Here is a 20,002-nt window from a genome sequence, read left to right as displayed (position 1 = left end):
ACGACAGCAGAGAATGGAGAGGAACAGGCTACCCAAGTTGACAGAAATGTTATTGCTTTCTTCCCCTAACATGCGCTTCAAATAGCATAATCTTTCCCTGAAACCTCATGGATAGAAGGATGCTTTCTTGAGTCTTCTCGACAACACCAACCTGCGCCTGCTGGACCTGCTGCAGCAGGATGGCCGCAAGGCCAATGCCAAGCTGGCCGAGAGCCTATCGCTCAGCGAGACGCCCTGCTGGCGTCGACTCAAGCGGCTAGAAGAAGCCAAGGTGATCACGGGCTATCAGGCCAATCTGGATCGCAAGCAGCTGGGGCTTGGGGTAATGGCCTTCGTACAGCTGAACTGTTCGGCGCACGATACGGCGTCGGTGCATGAGTTCGAACAGATCGTCGACGCCAGCCCCAACATTCTGTCCTGCCATAACACCACCGGCGACGATGACTTCCTGCTGATCATCGTCGCTAGGGACCTTGACGACTACAGCCACTTCGTGGAGAACGTGCTGAGGCGGCTGCCCGGGGTGACCAACATTCGCTCCAGCCTGTCGCTGCGTGAGGTCAAGTCGACCAACCGCCTGCCGCTGTTCTAAGGCCTAAGTGAGCGCCCCGCCTCAGCCGCTCGTGCGACCGCCGGGCAGGCCTTCCTCGTGAGCGAACCAGCCCTCGAGAATCAGCGCGGCGGCGAGGCCGTCGACGCTGTCCTCCCGGTAGTTGCCGCGATGGCCAGCCTCACGAGCCAGGGTCTTGGCTTCGCGGGTGGAGCCACGCTCGTCGACCATCTCGCAGGGTTTGCCGTAGCGCCCGTACAGCCGGTTGCCGAACTTGCGGGCGCGGGTGCTCATCTCGGACTCGCTGCCATCCATGTTGATCGGCAGGCCGACCACGAAGAGGTCCGGGCGCCACTCCTCGATCAAGCGCGAGACCTGGGTCCAGTCGGGGATGCCGTCGCGGGCCGGCAACGGCTCCAGCGCCGTGGCGCTCTTTAGCATCTCGTTGCCGACCGCCACGCCGATGCGCCGGGTGCCGAAGTCGAAGGCCAGGATCAGCCGTTCGCCTGGGTTGGCCATCAGGAGTGCCCCGCCTCGCGGCTCATCAGGTTCAGATCAATGCCGAGAATGCCGGCGGCGGCGTGCAGGCGTTGCTCCGACGGGGTATCGAAGAGAATGCGGCTATCACCCTCGACGGTCAGCCAGGCGTTGTCCTTCAACTCGTCCTCGAGCTGGCCGGCTTCCCAGCCGCTACAGCCCAGGCAAATCAGGAAGTCGTCGGGGCCTCGGCCTTCCGCCAGCGCCTTGAGCATGTCCATCGAGGTGGTCAGGGCGATGTCGTTATCGACCTGAATGCTGGAATCCCAGGGCTTGGCGGAGCCGCGGTGCAGGATGAAACCGCGATCCTGATGGACCGGCCCACCGTAGTAGACAGGAGCGTTGCGATGCAGGCTCTCGCTGGCATCCAGATCCAACTGCTCGAATAGGGCGTCGAGACTCATGTCCAGGGGATGATTGACGATCACGCCCATGGTGCCGTTGTCGTCGTGATCACACAGGTAGCTCAGGCTGCCCGCGAAGTTGGGATCTTCGAGGTGGGGCATCGCCAGCAGAAAGTGGTGCTTCAAGCTTTGCATGGGCCTCCCGGGCGTCAGCGCACGCCGAAATCATTGCCGGTGCCGAATCGCCAGATGCGGCTGATGGACAGGCGGTCGAGCCCGGCCATGCCAGAATCGAATGGCCGGTAAGGCGCCGCACCACGAATGGTATCCAGCGCCGCCTGGTCGAGTTCGGGATGTCCCGACGATTGTACCACCTCTGCCTGCAGGAGCCGCCCACGGTGGTCGATCACCACGCGCACCTTCAACTGACCATCCAAGTCCGACGGCGCGGAGTAGAAGCGATTGCCGTAGTCCTGCACCCGGCGCGTCCAGCCATCCACATAGCGAGCCTCGGCGGCTTCCCTCGCCGCCTGCTGCTCGCGATCGGCCAGTTCGGTGGAAGGCGCACTCATGGTGAAATCCCGCTCGCGCACCGAGGCGGTGGCACTGGCGGCCAACTCGCGGGCAGATCGAGATGGCGACGTCTTGGGCTCGCTCACCGGTTCTGCGACGCCCGATGACTCAGGCGTCGGAGCTTGGACAGGGGCCTGCTCGGACCTAGACTCCTTTGAAGTCGGCTCAGGTGATGGCTCAGGTGATGGCTCAGGCGTCGTGTCGGGCGCCGCCTCGGAGGGCGTCGCCGCAGTGCGTTCGGACTGGGTATCGGCGCTCGCCGCCTGCTGCGATGCCTCGGCGATGGCGGTGGCTCGCTCCGGCGTCGCTGCCGGGCGGCTGACCAGCACCACATCGAGGCTTTGCGACGATTCTGGCGCGGGCGCCTTGGGCAATGACACGCCCGCCACCAGGGCGAGCAGTATCAGGTGCAGGACGATCGCCACTCCCCAGGCGATGACATGCCGATAGCCCCGGGTAACCGGAACCTGGCTAGCATCAGGCGCCACGCCGAAGGGCAGGCTGACGACATCGCCGAACCAAGCCATGGCGCAGGCGCTAGCCGGCCCGCTGGGCGTCGAGGCGACGCTCGATGGCATCCATCAGGGTGCCGGCGATGTCGGTGCCACGCTGGTCGTCGATCTCGCGCACGCAGGTGGGGCTGGTCACGTTGATCTCGGTGATGTAATCGCCGATCACGTCGAGGCCGACGAACAACAGGCCCTTCTCGCGAATCATCGGCTGCACCTGTTCGATCAGCCAGTGATCGCGAGCGGTCAGCTCGCGGCTGACGCCGCTTCCGCCAGCGGCCAGATTGCCACGGGTTTCGCCGGCCATCGGCACTCGAGCCAGGCCATAGGGAATCGGCTCGCCGTCGACCAGCAGGATACGGGTGTCGCCGTCCTTGATCTCGGGAAGATAGCGCTGGGCCATGATCTGGCGATGGCCGCGATCGGAAAGCGTTTCGATGATGGCGCCGATATTGCGCCCGTCCGGGAGCACGTGAAAGATGCCGCTGCCGCCCATGCCGTCCAGCGGTTTGAAGATGACATCACCATGCTCGGCCTGAAAAGCCCGCAGCACCGGCTCGCTGCAGGACACCAGGGTCGGCGTGCAGCACTGGGGAAATTGCTGGGCGAAGAGCTTCTCGTTGCACTCGAGCAACGCGCGGGTCGGGTTGACCACCAGCACGCCCTCGCGCTCGGCGAAGCCCAGCAGGTGCACGGCATTGAGGAAGTTGCCGTCCACCGGCGGGTCCTTGCGCATCAGGATCACGTCGAGCTCGGCAAGCGGCGTGGCCACCGGCTCACCGAGGCGATACCAGGCCTCGGGGTCGTGGAAGACCTCGAGATCGCGAAGCCGGGCATGGGCGCGACCATCGCGCAGGTAGAGGTCTTCCTGCTCCATGTAGTGAAGCGAGGCACCGCGCGCGGTGGCCGCCCACAGCATGGCCATGGTGGTGTCCTTTTTGTAGGTGATGTCGGCGATAGGGTCCATCACCACCCCGATCTTCAAGGCGCGACCGCCCCGTGCTGGATTCTTCGATTCGTTCATGGGCTCGTTAATCGGCTCGCTCATCAAGACGGCTCTCGGCTAGGGGGATGCCGCAAGGGGCATGTTGGCCGCAGTATGCCGCAGCAACGCGGCCGGCACCAAGGTCGACGCACCAGGCAGTTGGCCGCTGCGTATCAGCCCTGGTCGTCGTCGCGTCGGCGAATGCCATTGGCCTCGAGGACGATCTGACGTGCCTTGTAGAGGCCGCCGATGGCCTGCTTGAAGGCATTCTTGCTGACGCCCAGCCGTGCCTTGATCGCCGGCGCCGGACTCTTGTCGGTCAGCGGAAGGAAACCGCCGGCCTCATCGAGGGCCGCCAGCACCTTGTCGGTGGCCAGGTCGCGCTTGGCGACGCCCGCCGGCATCAGCGACAGATCGAGCCGGCCGTCATCGCGCCGCTGCTTCACGTAGCCGGTCACCCGCTCGCCGCGCCGCACCTGGCGTGGTAATTCGTCGTGATACAGAAGGCCCCAGATACGGTCCTCGACCACCGCCTTGAGCCCCAGGTCGGTGCGATCGCCGATCACTAGCGTCACTGCCCGGCCAGGCACCATCGCCTTCGCCGCGTCCTCGCTCAAGCCGCCTTCCTTCAGGGCATCGTCGATGCTGTCGTGAAGAAAGTCGTCCAGGCGCATCGAAGCGGTAGGGCGGCCCTGATCGTCCTCGAAGATGATCACCAGCACGCGCTTGCCCACCGCGGGGCGGTAAGGCTGCTCGTTGAAGGGCAGCAGCAGGTCCTTGGGGCGCCCCCAGCCGAGGAAGGCACCGGTGTTATTCACCGCTACCACCTCCAGATAGGCCACCTGGCCGACCTCAGCCAGCGGCACATCGGCAGCTGGGGCAGGGCGTGAGGCGCGGGCACCACGGGTGTCGGGGCGATCCTTGGAAGACCGGGTCATGGGCATATCCTGGCAATTAACGATGAGGGGCAATGGTGAGGCGAACGGCGCTGGCGGAACGCAGCGGCAGCACCGGGAGGTAGCGCGGAGTCACGCCGCTAGGGCGACAGATCGCCGAAGTGGTGCTGCAGCAGCGCAAGCGCCACCACGGGGGCAGTCTCGGTGCGCAGGATGCGCGGCCCCAGGGTCAGCGGCGTGAAGCCGTCCGCCAGGGCTCGATCGACCTCGCGAGGCGAGAGCCCGCCCTCGGGGCCGATCAGCAGGGCTGCCGTCTCGGGCGCTGACGACTGGCCACCCGCCGCGAAGACGCCTTGCGTCGCCGGGTGCAGCACCAGGCGCAGCGGCTCGCCGCGTTCGGCGAGCCAGTCGGTCAGGGCCATCGGCGCATGCACCGGCGGCAGGGTGGCACGGCCGCACTGCTCGCAGGCGCTGGCGGCCACCGCCTGCCAGTGAGCCAGCTTCTTGGCGGCGCGATCACCCTTGAGGCGCACGTCGCCATGCTCGGTGTAGAGCGGCGTGATCGCCGCCACCCCGAGCTCCACCGCCTTCTGAATAGCGTAGTCCATGCGATCGCCCTTGGAGATCGCCTGGCCCAGGTGCACCCCGAGGGGCGATTCGCCGCGCCCGGGGGTCACCGACTCCAGGTGCGCCACCACCCGCTTGCGAGTGACCTCGACCAGCACGGCGGCGGCCTCGTGACCCGCGCCGTCAAACAGCGTCAGCGCCGCGCCTTCCTTGAGGCGCAGCACCAGCGCCACATGACGCGCAGGGCCCTCGGGCAGAACGAGTTCGCCACCGGCCTGAAGGTCGGCGGCGACATGGATGCGCGGGCCGCTCACGGCCGCTCTCCCACGATCGGCGTCATCTTACTGAGTCGTCTCGCTGGCCTGAGCTTCGCGCTGCTTCTTCTGGGCGTACATGGCTTCGAAGTTGACCGGCGCCAGCATCAGCGGCGGGAAACCGCCACGGTTGACCAGGTTGTCGATGCACTCGCGGGCATAGGGGAACAGCAGGTTGGGGCAGAAGGCACCCAGGGTGTGCTCGAGCTGCTCGCCTTCGATGTTGGCGATGCGGAACAGGCCGGCCTGCTCGATTTCCGCCAGGAAGGAGGTGTTGCCGGTCTCGCTGTGGGAGACCTGGGCGGTGACCTTGATCACGACCTCATAGAGGCCCTCGCCGACCTGGCTGCTGGTGGTGTTCAGATCGAGGCCGACCTTGGGCTTGAACGGCTGCTGGAACACCGCCGGCGAGTTCGGCGACTCGAAGGAGATATCCTTGACGTAGATACGCTGCAGGGAAAACTGCGGCTGGTTCTGCTGCTCGCCGGAGGCGGCACCTGCGGCACCACCGGTGGTTTGGTTGTTGTCTTCCGCCATGGCTTTTGTTCCTTAAAGCGTGCGTGATGGTTATAGAGGGATGAGAGACGGTACGCAGCGGTTTACTTGCGCACCATCGGCAGGCCGTCGGCCTGCCACTGGGCCATGCCGCCCTTGAGCTTGAACGCCCGAGTGAAGCCAGCCTTCTGAAGCTTGGCAAGCACCGTTCCGGAGGCCTGGCCCTGCTTGCAGACCACAATCACCGGCTTGTCCTTGACCTTGTCGAGTTCATTGAGGCGATTGTCGAGTTTGCTCTGGGGAATATTGCGGGCACCGGCCAGGTGGCCTGCCTTGAAGTCCTTGGCATCGCGGATATCGAGAACCACTGCCTCTTCGCGATTGATCAGCTGGGTGGCTTCGCTGGCGTCGACGCCGCTACGACCACTCTGCATGGTTTCGTAGGCGATCCAGGCCGCCAGCACGATCACGAAGGCGCCAGCCAGCAGCGCATGGTTCTGCACGAATTCGAACAACTGATCGATCATGGGTCCGGGACACTCTCGTTGGGAATCACTGGTGTTGATAATCGCGGGTGTTGAGAAACACAGGATGCCCCGCCGCCGGGGCGGCGCCCAGTATACACAAGGCATCCTGGCGCGTCTGGCACCCGGGCGGCTGACGTTGTGTACCACCCTAGGATATGATGCCCCAAGGAGCCGTGAGTCGCGACCCCGAGCCTACACCGCCGGCCGGGGACTCTCCGACGTTTACCAACGAGGCCTTTTCATGTCCGATGCCAACTCCCGCCCGCGCCCGGTGGCCCTGATCATTCTCGATGGCTATGGCCACAGCGATTCGCTGGAATCCAACGCCATCGCCGCCGCCAATACGCCAGTGATGGACCGCCTGGCCAGGGACTATCCGCATAGCCTGATTCATACCGATGGCAAATATGTCGGCCTACCCGAAGGCCAGATGGGCAACTCCGAGGTCGGCCACATGAACCTGGGGGCCGGTCGCGTCGTCTATCAGGACTTCACCCGCATCACCAAGGCCATCGAGGACGACACCCTCAAGGACAACGCCACCCTGACCGCGCCGATCGATGCCGCCGTCGCGGCGGGTCGCGCCGTGCATCTACTGGGGCTGCTGTCCCCCGGCGGCGTGCACAGCCACGAGGATCACATCCTGGCCGTGGCCGAACTGGCCGCCGCGCGTGGCGCCAAGCAGATCTATCTGCATGCCTTCCTCGACGGCCGCGATACCGCGCCGCAAAGCGCCAAGGCCTCCATCGAGCGCGCCGACGCCAAGCTCGCCGAGCTGGTGGGTGAGGGCAACGGTTTCATCGCCTCGCTGGTCGGCCGCTACTACGCCATGGACCGCGACAACCGCTGGGACCGCGTCGAGAAGGCCTACCGAGTGGCCACCGAAGGCGTGGGCGAGCATGTCGCCGCCAGTGCCGCCGAAGGCCTGGCCGCCGCCTATGATCGCGGCGAGACCGACGAATTCGTCGCCGCCACCAGCATCCGCCCCCAGGGTGAGCCAGTGACGATGGCCGACGGCGATGCGGCGATCTTCATGAACTTCCGCGCCGACCGGGCCCGGGAACTGACGCGGGCCTTCGCCGAAGACGACTTCTCCGGTTTCACCCGCCAGGCGCGTCCCGCGCTTGCCGGCGACGGCCTGGTGATGCTGACCCAGTATGCCGCCGACATTCCGGCACCGGCCGCCTTCCCGCCTGCTGAGCTGACCAACACCCTGGGTGAGGTCATCGCCAAGCGCGATATGAAGCAGCTGCGCATCGCCGAAACCGAGAAGTATGCCCACGTGACCTTTTTCTTCTCCGGCGGTCGCGAGGAGCCTTACAGCGGCGAGACCCGCGAGCTGATTCCGTCGCCGCAGGACGTCAAGACCTACGACGAGAAGCCCGAGATGAGCGCCGTCGAGGTCACCGACAAGCTGGTCGAGGCCATCGACGGCGGCAGCTACGACCTGATCGTATGCAACTATGCCAACGGCGACATGGTCGGCCATACCGGCAAGTTCGATGCCGCGGTCAAGGCCATCGAGGCCGTGGATGCCTGTGTCGGCCGCGTGGTAGAGGCCCTGGAGCGCGTCGGTGGCGAATGTCTGATCACCGCCGACCACGGCAACGCCGAGCAGATGGTCAACCCGGAAACCGGTGCGCCACAGACCGCTCACACCACCTGCGAGGTACCGCTGATCTGGGTCACCCAGCGGCAGGCCAAGCTGCGCGATGATGGACGCCTCTGTGATCTGGCCCCGAGCCTGCTGACCATGATGGGCGAGGCTGTCCCCGAGGAAATGACCGGCCAGGTACTCACAGAGCTGTCGTGACCTCGCCGCACCTCAAAGCCGCTTCGTCAGCCAGCACTCGTCGCCTGCCGACCGGCGCGGCGAAGCGGCATCTCGCGGCTCGGCTGGTAGGCGCCCTAGCGGCGCTGCCCCGGGCCGGGGCAGTGCTGCTGATGGGCTGTGCCCTGACGCATGCCCCGAGCGCCATCCCGGTCATTGATCTGGTGACACCCGCCCTGGCCGCCCCCGACGAGGAGGCGGCCAAGGCCCGTGTGGACGCTCTGGCCAAGGATATTCAGGCCCTGGAGCGCGAGCTTTCCGGACGCCGCGAAGCCCGCGACGATGCCGCCGAATCACTTGCCGAGGTGGAGACGGCGCTCGCCGCCACCCACCGCCGGCTGGACGAGCTCCAGGCCGAGCGGCGCTCGCTGAACGATGACATCGCCGATCTCGAGGATCGGCGGGATATTCTTGAAGGTGAGCGCCGCGCCCAGGAGGCGGCACTCGCCAAGCAGCTCGACGCCCTCTATCGCCTCGGCGTCACTCCCGAGCTTAAGCTGCTGCTCAACCAGGACGACCCGGCGAGGCTGGACCGCCTGCAGACCTATCTCAATCACCTGTCACGCGCTCGCCAGGCTCGCCTGGACGAGCTCGCGACGCTGAATACCAAGCTTGCCGACAACCGTCAGACCCTGACGACCCAGCTCGGTCAGTTGGGCAAGGTGCGCGAGGAAGTCGAGGCACGCAGCCAGGCGCTGGCCTCGCGGCGCAGCGAACGTGAAGCCTTGCTCAGCGAGCTCGATGCCGATATCAGCCGTGGTCGCACGCGTCAGGCGCGTCTCGAGGAAGAGCGGGAAAATGCCGAGCAGGTCTTGGGCCAGGTTCGCGACCGGCTCGCCGCGCTCAAGCGTCCGCCCCCCACCACGGCGATCGAATCGACCCGTGGCGATCTGCCCTGGCCGACTCAGGGCCAAGTGCTGTCGCGCTTCGGGGCCGGCGAGGGGGTGGATCGCGATGGCCTGCTGATCAAGGCCGCGTCGGGCAGCCCGGTCAAGGCGGTGCATGCCGGGCGGGTGGTGTTTGCCGACTGGATGCGCGGCTTTGGTAACCTATTGATCATCGATCATGGCGACGGCGTGATGACGCTGCATGCCCATCTGCAGCACTTCACGGTTTCCCCCGGCGATGCCGTGACCGCGGGCCAGACCATCGCCGCCGTGGGCGTGAGCGGCGGCCGCAGCGTGCCGGCGCTCTACTTTGCGGTACGCCGCAACGGCGAGCCGATCGACCCCTCGACCTGGATCGCCCGACGCTAGGCGCCTCGATGCCAGCCTCCCAGGCAGCATAAAAGAGGCACCTCTAGCAATGGATTCCTGCCCCGCTGTAACGCTATGCTGGGCACTTGCCCCCAGTTCCGCGACGGAGACCGAATGCGCGTCAAGGCCCCTCTCTCATTTTCGACCCGGCTGTTCTCGTCCCGGCTCACGGCCTGGCTATTCGCCGCCCTGCTGACGCTGCCCGTTTCCGTTCAGGCACAGCCCCAGACCTCGGATGACGACCTGCCGGTCGCCGACGTCCAGACCTTCGCCGAGGTCTTCGAGCGCATCAAGCGCGCCTACGTCGACGAGGTCGATGACAGCACCCTGTTGCATAACGCCATGCGCGGCATGCTCAGCGAGCTGGACCCCCATTCGACCTATCTCGACCCGCAGGAATTCCAGAGCCTCAAGGAAACCACCGAAGGCGAGTTTGGTGGCATCGGCATCGAGGTCGGCATGCGTGACGGTCAGCTGATGGTCATCTCGCCCATCGACGACACCCCTGCGGCCCGCGCCGGCCTGCAGTCCCAGGACGCCATCCTGCGTATCGATGACACCGCCACCGACGGCCTGTCGCTGCAGGAAGCGGTAGAGCTGATGCGCGGCGAGCCGGGCAGCGATATTCGCATCACCATTCTGCGCCAGGGGGAAAACATGCCCCGCGATCTGACGCTCACCCGTCAGGTGATTCGCACCGAGAGCGTCAAGCACGAGGTGCTGACGCCCGGCTATGGCTATCTGCGTATCAGCCAGTTCCAGAGCAGCACCGGCGAGCAGGTCAACGACGCCCTGGCCGACATGCGGCAACAGGGCAACCTCGAAGGTCTGGTGCTGGATCTACGCAATAACCCCGGTGGCGTCCTGCAGGCGGCAGTCGAGGTCGTCGACGCCTTCGTCGACCAGGGCCTGATCGTCTACACCGAGGGGCGCCTGGAAGACAGCCAGATGAGTTTCTCCGCGCACTCAGAGACCACCGCCCCCGAGGTACCGATGGTGGTGCTGATCAACGGCGGCAGCGCCTCGGCCTCGGAGATCGTCGCCGGCGCCCTGCAGGATCAGCGCCGCGCGGTGATCATGGGCACGGAAAGCTTCGGTAAGGGCTCGGTGCAGCAGATCATGCCGCTGGGCAACGACGACGGCCTGAAGCTGACCACCGCGCTCTACTACACGCCCAACGGCCGCTCGATCCAGGCGCTGGGCATTACCCCAGACGTGCAGGTGGTGCGCGGACGCCTGGAAGTGGCTGACGGCTACGCCCAGCAGTTGCGCGAGTCCGAGCTGTCAGGTCACCTCAAGGGCAACGGCGATAGTGCTGCCGCGGCCGAGACGTCGCCCAAGGTACGCGACGACTATCAGCTCAGTGAGGCGCTGAACCTGCTCAAGGCACTCAACGTGCTGGGGCCCCGGGCCGAGCGCTAAACGACCCGCACAGGTCCGGACAGCGCCGCACAGCGCCTTCCTTAAAAGCGCTTCCTCAATCAAAAGGGCGCATCGACGATCAGTCGGTGCGCCCTTTTTTGTTCCTCGACGCGTGCGGATTGTCCGGGACACGCTGTCTGGGGCACGCTGCCTACGGGCGGTCGATCCGCACCCGATGCATCAGCGGCAGCTGGCGGGCAGGCGGCCGCGCTCGCCGATGGCCTGGCGCATCATCACCCGCTTGAGGGGTGTCAGCCGGTCGACGCCAGAAAGCCCCAGGTTGCGCGCCAGGGTCAGCGCCGGCTGACGGGTCCCGAACAACAGCCGGAAGCCGTCCATCAACATCAGCATGCTGGCGTTGTCACCGCGCCGACGCCGGACATAGCGTGACAGAATGCGCTCGTCGCCCATCGCCGCGCCTCGCTCACGGGCCGCCAGCAGCTCCTCTGCCAGCACGGCCACGTCCATCAGCCCCAGGTTGACCCCCTGGCCGGCCAGCGGATGGATGCTGTGGGCGGCATCGCCGACCAGCGCCAGCCCCGGCAGGACATAGTCACGCGCGTGGCGCTGGGTCAGCGCCACGCTGATCGCACGGTCGACCGGCGTGACCTCGCCCAGCCGATGGTCGATGGCCGCCGCCAGTTCCTCGCCCAGCGCCTCAGACGAGAGCCGCGTCAGCCGGCTCGCTTCGTCGGGGCTGGTCGACCAGACGATCGAGCAGTGATCATTGCGCCCTTCGACGCACAGCGGCAGGAAGGCCAGAGGGCCCGTGGGGAGAAATGCCTGGCGCGCCACGCCGCCATGCGAACGGCCAAGGCGCACGGTGGTGACCACGGCGACATGCCCCGTCTCCCGGGACACCGTCTCGATGCCCGCCCGTTCGCGAAGCGGCGAGCGGGCACCGTCGGCCGCCACCACCAGCGGGGCGCTGAGCCGGCGGCCGTCTTCCAAGACCAACTCACGCCTCGGTGGATGGCCCTGCAGGGTTTCCTCGAGCGCGATCACCCGCGCCTCGGCCTCGCACTGTACGTTGGGCAAGGCGGAGAGACGCGCCTCCAGGGCCGCCTGGGTGACGTCGTTCTCGACGATATGGCCAAGAACCGGCACGCCGGCTTGATCGGCGTGGAAGCGAATCTCACCGCTGCCTTCGGCGTCCCACACCTGCATCGCGGTGTAGGGCGACAGGCGGCGCTCGGCCATCGTCGACCAGACGCCGAGACCTTCCAGCAGCCGCTGAGATACTGGCGTCAGGGCGCTGACCCTGAGGCTAGGCCGCCCGCGACCGGCCGCCTCATCGGGCAGGCTGGCCGGCCGCGCATCGAGCAGTCGCACCGCCACGCCGGCCTGGCCCAGCAGTATCGCCAGGGTCGCACCCACCATGCCGGCGCCGACAATGATCACCTCATCCGCTGTGCCTTGCTGTTCCTGCATCTCGTTCTCCCTTGTTTCCTATCCCCAGAACTGAGGGCCCGCCCCGATGGCCTTGCACGGGCGTTCACTGCCGTCTCAGCGCTCCCGACCCATGGCCCGACGCCCCAGGGCCCGACGCAGCGGTCCCGCCAGGTTGAGGCCAACAAGCCCCGCGGCCCGGGCATGAGAGAGCAGCGGATGATCAACGCCAAAGAGCCGAATCAGGCCATCGCTGAAGCGGGTGACGCTGTGACGGTCGGCGGCGCGCTGCGCCTCGAAGGCCTGCAGGGTCGCCATATCGCCCGGCGCGCGGCCGTCCTCCAGTCCCGCCTCGATGGCGGCGACCAGATCCATCACGCCACGCAGCGCCAGATTGAAGCCCTGGCCGGCCACCGGGTGCAGGGCATGAGCGGCGTTGCCAAGCACCGCCAACCCCGGTCGCACCTGCTCGGTGGCCGTGATCAATGACAGCGGGTAGGCGTGACGCTTGCCGACCCGGCGAAAGTGGCCGGCCCGATCGCCGAAGGCCTGCTGCAGGTGTGCCAGGAAGTCGCCGTCGCTGGCGGCCAGCGTCTTAGCCTCGGCGCCGCCCTGGTGCGTCCAGACCAGTTCCATGCGCTGGCCCGACAGCGGCAGCAACGCCACAGGGCCTTCGGGGGTAAAGCGCTCGAAGGCCACGCCGTCGTGGGACCGGCTGACCTCCAGATTGGCGATCACCGCCACCTGGTCATAGGCCTCGTGGCGGCTCTCGATGCCGAGCCGCTCCTTGAGCCCAGAGCGACCGCCATCGGCCAACACCGTCAGGTCCGCCTCGAGCCGGCTGCCGTCGTCCAGTTCGAGCAGATGGCCGCCCTCCTGAGGGCTGATCGACATCACCCGTGCCGGACAGTGCCAATCCAGCGACAGCTCGCCGAGCCGTTGATGCAGCACCCGCCCCATCCAGGCATTGGGCAGCACATAGCCCAGCGCCTCGACGCCGAACTCCTCGGCATTCAGCCGGGTAGCCCCCAGTCGCCCGCGCTCGCTGACATGAATGCGGCGGATCGGCTCGGCCTCCTCGGCCATCGCCGTCCACAGTCCCAGCGCTTCGAAGCGATCTCGAGAGCCCTGGGCGATGGCGCTGGCCCGGGCATCGAAGCTTGGCTGATAGGCCGTCTCGTCGGGGTCGGGAAGCGGGCTGGCCTCGATCACCGCCACCTTGAGCCCCGACCGCTCGATCAGGGGCGCCAGGGCACAGGCTAGGCTAGCCCCCACCAAGCCGCCGCCGACGATGGCGATATCGACCCGCCGGCATGGTCTATCCTGCGTATTACGGGCGTCTGGGGTCATGCGCTCTTGCATTGGCTGTCGCTCAACGTAAAGAAAATCACGCCATTACGTAAATTACGTAAGGCAATCTCATCGGCCGTTCGCGTTGATCATTCCTTGGCCATCAGGGCTTCGATATCAGCAACCCGCTTGGGCACGCCGTCGGTCAGCACCTCGTGACCCTCGGCGGTCACCGCCACATCGTCCTCGATGCGGATGCCGATGCCGCGGAAGGGCGCGGGAATGTCCTCGTCGTCGGGAATGTAGAGGCCGGGCTCCACCGTCAGCACCATGCCCGGGACCAGCGGCCGTGGCTCGCCGTCGCGGCGATAGCTGCCCACGTCGTGCACATCCAGGCCCAGCCAGTGAGAGGTGGAATGCAGATAAAAGCGCTTGTAGCGCTCTTCGCTGATCACCGCCTCCAGGTCACCGTCGAGCAGGCCAAGTTCCAACAGCCCGCGAGACAGGTCCCGCACCACGCCCTGGTGGATGGCCGCCAAGGTGGCGCCGGGCGTCACCGCCTCGATGGCGCGCTCCTGGGCGGCCAGCACGATGTCATAAAGCTGGCGCTGAGCGCTCGAGAAGCGGCCACTGACGGGGAAGGTGCGGGTGATGTCGCCGGCATAGAGATCGAACTCGGCGCCGGCATCGATCAGCACCAGCTCACCGTCTTCGAGCGGAGCGCGGTTCTCAATGTAGTGCAGCACGCAAGCGTTGGCACCGCCACCCACGATGCTGTCGTAGGCCGGGCCCTGGGCGCCCTGCCAGAGGAACTCATGCTCGAGCTCGGCCTGCAGATGATACTCGTTGAGCCCCGGGCGGGCGGTGCGCATGGCGCGCACATGGGCCTTGGCCGAAACGTCGCCGGCGTGGCGCAGAAGGGCGAGTTCGGCCTCGCTCTTGACCAGTCTCTGCTCGTGCAACAGCGGCGCTAGGTCGGCCAACGCCTGCGGGGCGACGGCACCGCGCCGGGCGCGCCCCTTGAGCTCGCTGCGCACCTCATCGGCCAGCGCCAGGCTCTCGGCGTCATCGAGCAGCAGATAGAGCGTTTCGCGACCGTCGATCAGCTCGGCGAGATGCTCGACCCGCACCGGATTCTCGAAGGCCTCGTCGATGGCAAAGTGGGCCAGCGCCCCCTCGATGCCCAGACGAATGCCGGTCCAGGCCTCGATGGCCGGATTGCGCTCCTGGCAGAACAGCACGCTCTCGCCGGCCTCGCGCCCAGGCAACAGCAGCAGCAGGGCATCCGGCTCGGGGAAACCGGTCAGGTAGTGGAAATCGCTGCGCTGACGAAAGGGATAGTCGCTATCGTTGCTGCGCGTCGTCAGGCTGGCGGCAGGCAGCAGCACGGCACTCTGCGAGGGGAGGGCGGCCATCAGGGTCTGGCAGCGCTGGCGATACTCGTCCCGGCCGATGGCGGCCGGGCGGGGAAGCAGTTCGGGTGACATCTCGACTCCTGAGGCGGGGTTCACTGTTTGGGGGCGTCAGCCTCTTCGACCTGCGGCTGGCCGGGATGTTGCTCGGTGTAGAGCAGCATGGCCGCCATGCGGGCATGTTCGGTCAGCGCGAAGAGGTCATTCTCGTTCTCGCTGCTATCGTCCAGGTCGACCTCGATGGTCGCCAGCGCCTGCAGATCGTCCAGCGCTTCGCGCAGATTGGCCGTCCAGGCGTTGCGGGTCTCGGTGTCGACGGCCTGCACCAGCTCTAGGAAGCCCAGTGTCCACTCTTGCAGGCCCTGGGCGCGCTCGGCCAGGGAGAAGAGGTCATCGGGCAGCAGCGGCTCGTAGTTGAGCTCGGCGGCGGACAGGGCATCCAGGGCCTGGCGGCGCCAGCCCAGCAGCACCTCGGCGCTCTCTTGATCCCGAGGCTGCTCGATGCCGAAGGTCGCGCACAGCTCGTCGAGCCAGGCCTCGGCGGTCAGGTCGTGGAGCGCCAGGGCGCCCGCCAGCCGACCATCCTGGAAGGCCGGGGACTGCATGCTGCCGTGCATCAGGAAGACATCGGCGACGGTGGAAAAGTCGAGGCGATCGTTGATTAGGGACATGTAACACTCTTGGATCGGGCCGGCATGGCGGCCGGCTAACATGGCTTGCGTTGACCGCTCGTGAGCGGCTCTCTTATAGTGAATCGATATCTTTCATAGTAACGCATCGGGCCCGTCGCTGGCCCGGTCTGGAGCCCACCGATGACCGACGACGCCCGTCGCACTGCCGACATCACTCTCTTGGGCCGCAGCTACGTCATCGCCTGCCCGCCGGACGAGCAGGACCAGCTCGACCGCGCCGCCCGTTATCTGGATCGCGCCATGCACGGCATCCACTCCCAGTCCAAGGTACTAGGAACCGAGAAGACCGCCATCATGGCGGCGCTGAACATCACCAATGAACTCCTGCAGCTCATCGATGAACGCAAGGCCGACGAGGAAAACCTCAACCGCCTCAACGAGCGTCTCGAGCGTGCGCTGGATGCGGGCAAGGTCGATTGAGCAATCTGCGCTTTGGCGCTTAGCCCCGCTCTGGTAGGATGAGGACGTTCCCTGGAATGTACGCCAGTCGTTATAGTCCCTCGAGCCTATGCGCATTACCCAGGGGGCCAAATGCTAGACAGACCCGTGTGCATGTCCGCGCGACGGAAAGCCTGACGGTCTGTCTGCGGCCACCCACCTTGAACCAATGGGTTCAAGGGCCAGAACGACAGCGGCATTCTGGGGAACCTCTTTTCCGCCGCCCGCCGTGAGCTCGCACGCCATGCCTCATGCGCCCCTGACTGACACCATCCTCCCGCGTGATACCCATCACGTCGAGACACTACCCGACCCGGTCGCCGATACGCCCACGCAACGCCGAGAGCTGCGTCGGACCCTGCGCCGTCGTCGTCGCGCACTCACTCCCAGACAACAACGCCAGGCCGCCAAGGCTCTGTGCCACCGCCTGCGGGGGCTGCCAGAGTGTCGTCTCGCCAAGCGCGTGGCACTCTACTTGCCCAACGACGGCGAGATCGATCCCCGCCCACTGATCGCCTGGCTCGAGCGCCGTGGGGCGGACGTCTACCTGCCGGTCCTGGCACCGCTGACCCATAACCGACTCTGGTTCGTGCGCTATCACTCCGGCACGCCGATGGTGACTAATCGCTTCGGCATCAGCGAGCCCGACACCCAGCACGGCGCCCACCGGGCCCATCGCCTGCCTGCCTGGGCGCTGCAGCTGGTGCTGATGCCGCTGGTTGGCTTCGATGAGCAAGGGCAGCGCCTGGGCATGGGGGGCGGCTTCTACGATAGAAGCTTCGCCTTCACCCGCCAGCGCGGCCCACGCCCTCGGCTGGTCGGCCTGGCGCATGATTGCCAGCGCGTACCGATGCTGCCGGTGGCGAGCTGGGACGTGCCGCTGGACGCCATCGTCAGCGACGCCCGCGTGCTGCGCTCCCGGAAGCGATAGGTTACCGCCACCGCAAAGCGTTCTCCCGTACCGGTGTCAGCCTCATCGCTAGGCTGAAGCCACAACGTTCAGGCCACAAAAAAGACCGGCCGCTGCCTATTAGGCAACGGCCGGTCTTTTATCTGACCCGCTGTTAACGACGTATCGTGCACGCGTGCGGGGCAGGGGGCATTCACAGTCGACATGGCGTGGCGTTGGTCGTAAGCGCCTGATGCAAGAGCCTTTTTCAAGGGCTCTATCCAATAAACCTCGGCAAATACGCCTTGTCTGACGGGCCCCAAAGGCCTGGGAAGATCGGAAGAACCTTGCGATGAAAGCCGGACGGTGGCGCCTATCACGCCACCGCTGGCTCAGCGAAGTATCAGTTGCCGACCAGGGCCTGAGCGTAACCGGTGGCGACCACTCCGAGACCGAAGATCAGCACCAGCGCCATGACCAGATCGGGCTTGCGTTTCATTGCCAACTCCGTGATGTCGTAACAAAAGATGAAAGTGTCGTCTGACTAACGACGCTTGAGACTATAGGGCTAAGTCTAAAGAATGACAATTGCCCCAATAGCCTGAGCACATGATAAAACGCCTGCCATATCTATGGCTAGCCGTTAGTCAACACTTACCTACTGTTACGACCACGAATCATCAGGCCATGAAGAGTCTATAGGCCGGGTTATGGGTTTCCTTCCAGTACCGATAGCCAATGGCGTCGAAATATTCCTCGACGTGCGAGCGATCGTCACTAGGCATCTGCATGCCGACCAGCACTCGACCATAGGCGGCGCCATGGTTGCGGTAGTGAAACAGCGAAATGTTCCAATCGGCCGGCAGGTGCGTCAGGAAGTTCATCAAGGCCCCGGGACGCTCCGGGAACTCGAAGCGATACACCTCCTCTTCGAAATGCTCCTTGGGTCGACCGCCCCCCAGGTGACGAATGTGCAGCTTGGCCATCTCGTCGTCGGTAAGATCGACCACCGGATAGCCCTCATCGCGCAGCTTGTCGATCACCGCCTGGCGATCCTCGCCGCCCGGCTTGACCTGTACGCCGACGAAGATATGGGCGGCGTCGGGATCGGCGTAGCGGTAGTTGAACTCGGAGACCATGCGCTTGCCGATGGCCTTGCAGAAGCGCTTGAAGCTACCCGGGCGCTCGGGGATGGTCACCGCCAGAATGGCCTCGCGCTGCTCGCCAAGCTCGGTGCGCTCGGCGATATGCTGCAGACGATCGAAGTTGGTATTGGCGCCGGAGTTGATGCACAGCAGCGTTTCGCCTTCGGCGTCTTCACGCTGGATGTACTTCTTGAGGCCGGCAAGCGACAGGGCGCCGGAAGTCTCGGCGACCGCGCGAGTGTCCTCGAAGATATCCTTGACCGCGGCACACATCTCATCGGCGTTGACGGTGATGATTTCATCGATCAGATCCTTGGCGATGGCGAAGGGCACTTCACCGGCCTGGGCCACCGCAACGCCTTCGGCAAAGACGCCAACCTGGTCCAGCACCACTCGCTCGCCGGCCTCCAAAGCGGCCTTGAAGCTGGCGCTGTCTTCGGATTCGACCCCGATGACCTTGACCTCGGGGCGCAGGTACTTGATGTAGGCCGCCACGCCGGCGATCAGGCCGCCGCCGCCCACCGGCACGAAGACCGCATCCAGGCGACCGCTGTGCTGGCGGAGGATTTCCACTCCGATGGTGCCCTGACCCGCGACCACGTCGATATCGTCGAAGGGCGGAATGTAGGTATAGCCGTGCTGGGCGATCAATTCCTGGGCATGGGCGGCGGCGGCGGCAAAGGCGTCGCCCTTGAGGATGACCTTGGCGCCCCGGGCGCGCACCGCCTGTACCTTGATTTCCGGCGTAATGCGCGGCATCACGATGACCGCCTTGACGCCCATCAGCTTGGCCGCCAGCGCCAGCCCCTGGGCATGGTTGCCCGCCGAGGCGGCGATCACGCCCTTGGCCTTCTGCTCTTCGGTCAACTGGGCCATCTTGTTGTAGGCGCCGCGAATCTTGAAGGAGTAGACCGGCTGAAGGTCTTCACGCTTGATCAGAATCTGGTTGTTCAGACGCTTGGAAAGGATGGTGGCCGCTGAAATCGGCGTTTCTCGTGCCGCTTCGTAGACTCGGGCGGTAAGTATCTTCTTGACGGTTTCTTCGAGCATCCTGATATCCCAAGGGCGTCGGCATGGCCCAAAGCCATGCGACCAACGCGTGCGTGACAAAACATCTATTGGTAGCAGACCCGCCGCCGTGGCGTCCAGCGCCTTTGATGACGGGACAGGGGACCATCAACACGGCCGCGGAACTGGCCTATAATCGCGGCGCTTCTTGCGCCTATCCCAACTCCGACAACCCCAAGCGAGCTCTCATGACCCAAGACGAACTGAAGGAGGCGGTAGCCGCCGCCGCTATCGAGGAAATTCGCCCGCTGCTCGGCAGCGAAGTGATCATCGGCGTTGGCACCGGCTCTACCGCCGACCGTTTCATCGACCGCCTGGCCGCCCTGCGCGACGACTTCAAGGCCGCCGTGGCAAGCTCCGAAGCGACCGCCAAGCGCCTGAAATCCCACGGTATCGACGTGGTCGAGATGAATTTTGCCGGTACGGTGCCGGTGTATGTGGACGGCGCCGACGAGATCAACCCGCGCCTTGAAATGATCAAGGGGGGCGGGGCGGCCCTGACTCGGGAAAAGATCGTGGCCGCCTGCGCCCAGCGCTTCGTCTGTATCGCCGATGCCTCGAAGCGGGTAGACGTGCTGGGCGACTTCCCGCTGCCGGTGGAAGTCATCCCCATGGCCCGCTCCTACGTGGCCAGAGAGCTCGTCAAGCTCGGTGCCACGCCGGTCTATCGTGAAGGCGTGGTGACCGATAACGGCAACCAGATCCTCGATTGCTACGAGTTCATGATCGAGGACCCGGTAGCCATGGAGGCCCGCATCAACGCCATCGTTGGCGTGGTCACCAACGGCCTGTTCGCCGCTCGCGGTGCCGATGTGCTGCTGCTGGGCGGCCCCCAGGGCGTGGAGCGCTTCGAAAAAGCTCCAGCGTAAGCGA

The 20,002-nt window shown here is 65.6% G+C and carries 20 protein-coding genes and 1 other RNA gene; 8 read left to right on the top strand and 13 right to left on the bottom strand.

Features of this window, described 5'->3' with window-relative positions:
• Positions 1-127 precede the first annotated feature (127 nt).
• The gene (locus BLR71_RS09245; RefSeq protein ID WP_092525339.1) at positions 128-592 is read left to right on the top strand and encodes an Lrp/AsnC family transcriptional regulator; all 465 of its coding nucleotides are present in this window, start codon (positions 128-130) and stop codon (positions 590-592) included.
• Positions 593-613: 21 nt separating this feature from the next.
• Here the strand turns inward: BLR71_RS09245 and ruvX are convergent, their stop codons facing one another.
• The 8 genes from ruvX to BLR71_RS09205 all read right to left on the bottom strand — a co-directional run bounded on the left by ruvX (position 614) and on the right by BLR71_RS09205 (position 6,297).
• Entirely contained in the window at positions 614-1,069 is a 456-nt protein-coding gene (gene ruvX, locus BLR71_RS09240) for a Holliday junction resolvase RuvX (protein WP_092525337.1), read from the bottom strand.
• Complete coding sequence (locus tag BLR71_RS09235) at positions 1,069-1,626, bottom strand: YqgE/AlgH family protein (protein WP_092525335.1); 558 nt, start codon at positions 1,624-1,626, stop codon at positions 1,069-1,071. Before BLR71_RS09235 ends, ruvX begins: the two co-directional genes overlap by 1 nt.
• Positions 1,627-1,640: 14 nt before the next feature.
• A complete protein-coding gene (locus BLR71_RS09230) occupies positions 1,641-2,531 on the bottom strand; it encodes an energy transducer TonB (RefSeq protein ID WP_175491642.1) in 891 nt (296 codons plus the stop codon).
• A gap of 10 nt (positions 2,532-2,541) precedes the next feature.
• A complete protein-coding gene (gshB, locus tag BLR71_RS09225; protein ID WP_092525443.1) occupies positions 2,542-3,537 on the bottom strand; it encodes a glutathione synthase in 996 nt (331 codons plus the stop codon).
• Between the two features lie 134 nt (positions 3,538-3,671).
• Positions 3,672-4,436, bottom strand: a complete 765-nt coding sequence (locus BLR71_RS09220) for a CvfB family protein (RefSeq protein WP_092525331.1) — start codon at positions 4,434-4,436, stop codon at positions 3,672-3,674.
• A 98-nt stretch (positions 4,437-4,534) separates the two neighbouring features.
• Positions 4,535-5,275 carry a 16S rRNA (uracil(1498)-N(3))-methyltransferase gene (locus BLR71_RS09215; RefSeq protein WP_092525330.1) on the bottom strand — a complete coding sequence of 247 codons (741 nt, stop codon included), beginning with the start codon at positions 5,273-5,275 and terminating at the stop codon, positions 4,535-4,537.
• A 27-nt stretch (positions 5,276-5,302) separates the two neighbouring features.
• Complete coding sequence (gene secB, locus BLR71_RS09210; RefSeq protein ID WP_092525328.1) at positions 5,303-5,812, bottom strand: protein-export chaperone SecB; 510 nt, start codon at positions 5,810-5,812, stop codon at positions 5,303-5,305.
• 62 nt (positions 5,813-5,874) lie between these two features.
• Entirely contained in the window at positions 5,875-6,297 is a 423-nt protein-coding gene (locus tag BLR71_RS09205; protein WP_092525326.1) for a rhodanese-like domain-containing protein, read from the bottom strand.
• A gap of 241 nt (positions 6,298-6,538) precedes the next feature.
• On the opposite strand from BLR71_RS09205, the gene gpmI reads away from it, so the two are divergent.
• The 3 genes from gpmI (at position 6,539) to BLR71_RS09190 (ending at position 10,806) form a co-directional block, all read left to right on the top strand.
• Positions 6,539-8,110: a 2,3-bisphosphoglycerate-independent phosphoglycerate mutase gene (gene gpmI, locus BLR71_RS09200; protein ID WP_092525324.1), complete on the top strand. Its 1,572-nt coding sequence runs from the start codon at positions 6,539-6,541 to the stop codon at positions 8,108-8,110.
• On the top strand, positions 8,107-9,384 hold the full coding sequence (locus tag BLR71_RS09195; protein ID WP_245696395.1) for a murein hydrolase activator EnvC family protein: 1,278 nt from the start codon (positions 8,107-8,109) through the stop codon (positions 9,382-9,384). The genes gpmI and BLR71_RS09195 overlap by 4 nt, the downstream gene beginning before the upstream one ends.
• A gap of 114 nt (positions 9,385-9,498) precedes the next feature.
• Positions 9,499-10,806, top strand: a complete 1,308-nt coding sequence (locus BLR71_RS09190; RefSeq protein ID WP_092525322.1) for a S41 family peptidase — start codon at positions 9,499-9,501, stop codon at positions 10,804-10,806.
• 180 nt (positions 10,807-10,986) lie between these two features.
• Here the strand turns inward: BLR71_RS09190 and BLR71_RS09185 are convergent, their stop codons facing one another.
• From BLR71_RS09185 to BLR71_RS09170, 4 genes are all read right to left on the bottom strand, one after another.
• Positions 10,987-12,237 (bottom strand): UbiH/UbiF/VisC/COQ6 family ubiquinone biosynthesis hydroxylase, encoded by a 1,251-nt coding sequence (locus BLR71_RS09185; protein WP_092525320.1) that lies wholly within the window; start codon positions 12,235-12,237, stop codon positions 10,987-10,989.
• Positions 12,238-12,312: 75 nt separating this feature from the next.
• Positions 12,313-13,557: a 2-octaprenyl-6-methoxyphenyl hydroxylase gene (gene ubiH / locus BLR71_RS09180; RefSeq protein WP_245696394.1), complete on the bottom strand. Its 1,245-nt coding sequence runs from the start codon at positions 13,555-13,557 to the stop codon at positions 12,313-12,315.
• 77 nt (positions 13,558-13,634) lie between these two features.
• Positions 13,635-14,972: a Xaa-Pro aminopeptidase gene (gene pepP / locus BLR71_RS09175; RefSeq protein ID WP_092525318.1), complete on the bottom strand. Its 1,338-nt coding sequence runs from the start codon at positions 14,970-14,972 to the stop codon at positions 13,635-13,637.
• A gap of 20 nt (positions 14,973-14,992) precedes the next feature.
• Complete coding sequence (locus BLR71_RS09170; protein ID WP_092525316.1) at positions 14,993-15,568, bottom strand: UPF0149 family protein; 576 nt, start codon at positions 15,566-15,568, stop codon at positions 14,993-14,995.
• 141 nt (positions 15,569-15,709) lie between these two features.
• Here BLR71_RS09170 and BLR71_RS09165 point away from each other — a divergent pair, with 141 nt between their 5' ends.
• From BLR71_RS09165 to BLR71_RS09155, 3 genes are all read left to right on the top strand, one after another.
• The gene (locus BLR71_RS09165; RefSeq protein WP_092525314.1) at positions 15,710-16,009 is read left to right on the top strand and encodes a cell division protein ZapA; all 300 of its coding nucleotides are present in this window, start codon (positions 15,710-15,712) and stop codon (positions 16,007-16,009) included.
• Between the two features lie 45 nt (positions 16,010-16,054).
• A non-coding RNA gene (gene ssrS / locus BLR71_RS09160) (6S RNA) lies at positions 16,055-16,239 on the top strand.
• A gap of 32 nt (positions 16,240-16,271) precedes the next feature.
• Positions 16,272-16,958, top strand: coding sequence for a 5-formyltetrahydrofolate cyclo-ligase (locus tag BLR71_RS09155; RefSeq protein ID WP_092525312.1), 687 nt, complete (start codon positions 16,272-16,274; stop codon positions 16,956-16,958).
• A gap of 638 nt (positions 16,959-17,596) precedes the next feature.
• On the opposite strand, the gene ilvA is transcribed toward BLR71_RS09155, so the two are convergent.
• The gene (gene ilvA, locus BLR71_RS09150; RefSeq protein WP_092525310.1) at positions 17,597-19,111 is read right to left on the bottom strand and encodes a threonine ammonia-lyase, biosynthetic; all 1,515 of its coding nucleotides are present in this window, start codon (positions 19,109-19,111) and stop codon (positions 17,597-17,599) included.
• 206 nt (positions 19,112-19,317) lie between these two features.
• Between ilvA and rpiA the strand changes: the two genes are divergently transcribed.
• Complete coding sequence (gene rpiA, locus BLR71_RS09145; protein ID WP_092525437.1) at positions 19,318-19,998, top strand: ribose-5-phosphate isomerase RpiA; 681 nt, start codon at positions 19,318-19,320, stop codon at positions 19,996-19,998.
• The last annotated feature ends 4 nt before the right edge of the window (positions 19,999-20,002 follow it).

This window comes from Onishia taeanensis (assembly GCF_900100755.1).
GTDB classification, from domain to species: Bacteria; Pseudomonadota; Gammaproteobacteria; order Pseudomonadales; family Halomonadaceae; genus Onishia; species Onishia taeanensis.
The sequence above is the reverse complement of the archived record's forward strand: the minus strand, read 5'-3'. Positions and strand labels throughout refer to the sequence as shown.

Excerpts from the sequence above, each read along its gene's own strand:
- ruvX (WP_092525337.1), bottom strand. The coding sequence starts at position 1,069 with ATGGCCAACCCAGGCGAACGGCTGATCCTGGCCTTCGACTTCGGCACC.
- BLR71_RS09235 (WP_092525335.1), bottom strand. The coding sequence starts at position 1,626 with ATGCAAAGCTTGAAGCACCACTTTCTGCTGGCGATGCCCCACCTCGAA.
- BLR71_RS09230 (WP_175491642.1), bottom strand. The coding sequence starts at position 2,531 with ATGGCTTGGTTCGGCGATGTCGTCAGCCTGCCCTTCGGCGTGGCGCCT.
- gshB (WP_092525443.1), bottom strand. The coding sequence starts at position 3,537 with ATGAACGAATCGAAGAATCCAGCACGGGGCGGTCGCGCCTTGAAGATC.
- BLR71_RS09220 (WP_092525331.1), bottom strand. The coding sequence starts at position 4,436 with ATGACCCGGTCTTCCAAGGATCGCCCCGACACCCGTGGTGCCCGCGCC.
- secB (WP_092525328.1), bottom strand. The coding sequence starts at position 5,812 with ATGGCGGAAGACAACAACCAAACCACCGGTGGTGCCGCAGGTGCCGCC.
- BLR71_RS09205 (WP_092525326.1), bottom strand. The coding sequence starts at position 6,297 with ATGATCGATCAGTTGTTCGAATTCGTGCAGAACCATGCGCTGCTGGCT.
- gpmI (WP_092525324.1), top strand. The coding sequence starts at position 6,539 with ATGTCCGATGCCAACTCCCGCCCGCGCCCGGTGGCCCTGATCATTCTC.
- BLR71_RS09190 (WP_092525322.1), top strand. The coding sequence starts at position 9,499 with ATGCGCGTCAAGGCCCCTCTCTCATTTTCGACCCGGCTGTTCTCGTCC.
- BLR71_RS09185 (WP_092525320.1), bottom strand. The coding sequence starts at position 12,237 with ATGCAGGAACAGCAAGGCACAGCGGATGAGGTGATCATTGTCGGCGCC.
- ubiH (WP_245696394.1), bottom strand. The coding sequence starts at position 13,557 with ATGCAAGAGCGCATGACCCCAGACGCCCGTAATACGCAGGATAGACCA.
- pepP (WP_092525318.1), bottom strand. The coding sequence starts at position 14,972 with ATGTCACCCGAACTGCTTCCCCGCCCGGCCGCCATCGGCCGGGACGAG.
- BLR71_RS09170 (WP_092525316.1), bottom strand. The coding sequence starts at position 15,568 with ATGTCCCTAATCAACGATCGCCTCGACTTTTCCACCGTCGCCGATGTC.
- BLR71_RS09165 (WP_092525314.1), top strand. The coding sequence starts at position 15,710 with ATGACCGACGACGCCCGTCGCACTGCCGACATCACTCTCTTGGGCCGC.
- BLR71_RS09155 (WP_092525312.1), top strand. The coding sequence starts at position 16,272 with ATGCCTCATGCGCCCCTGACTGACACCATCCTCCCGCGTGATACCCAT.
- ilvA (WP_092525310.1), bottom strand. The coding sequence starts at position 19,111 with ATGCTCGAAGAAACCGTCAAGAAGATACTTACCGCCCGAGTCTACGAA.
- rpiA (WP_092525437.1), top strand. The coding sequence starts at position 19,318 with ATGACCCAAGACGAACTGAAGGAGGCGGTAGCCGCCGCCGCTATCGAG.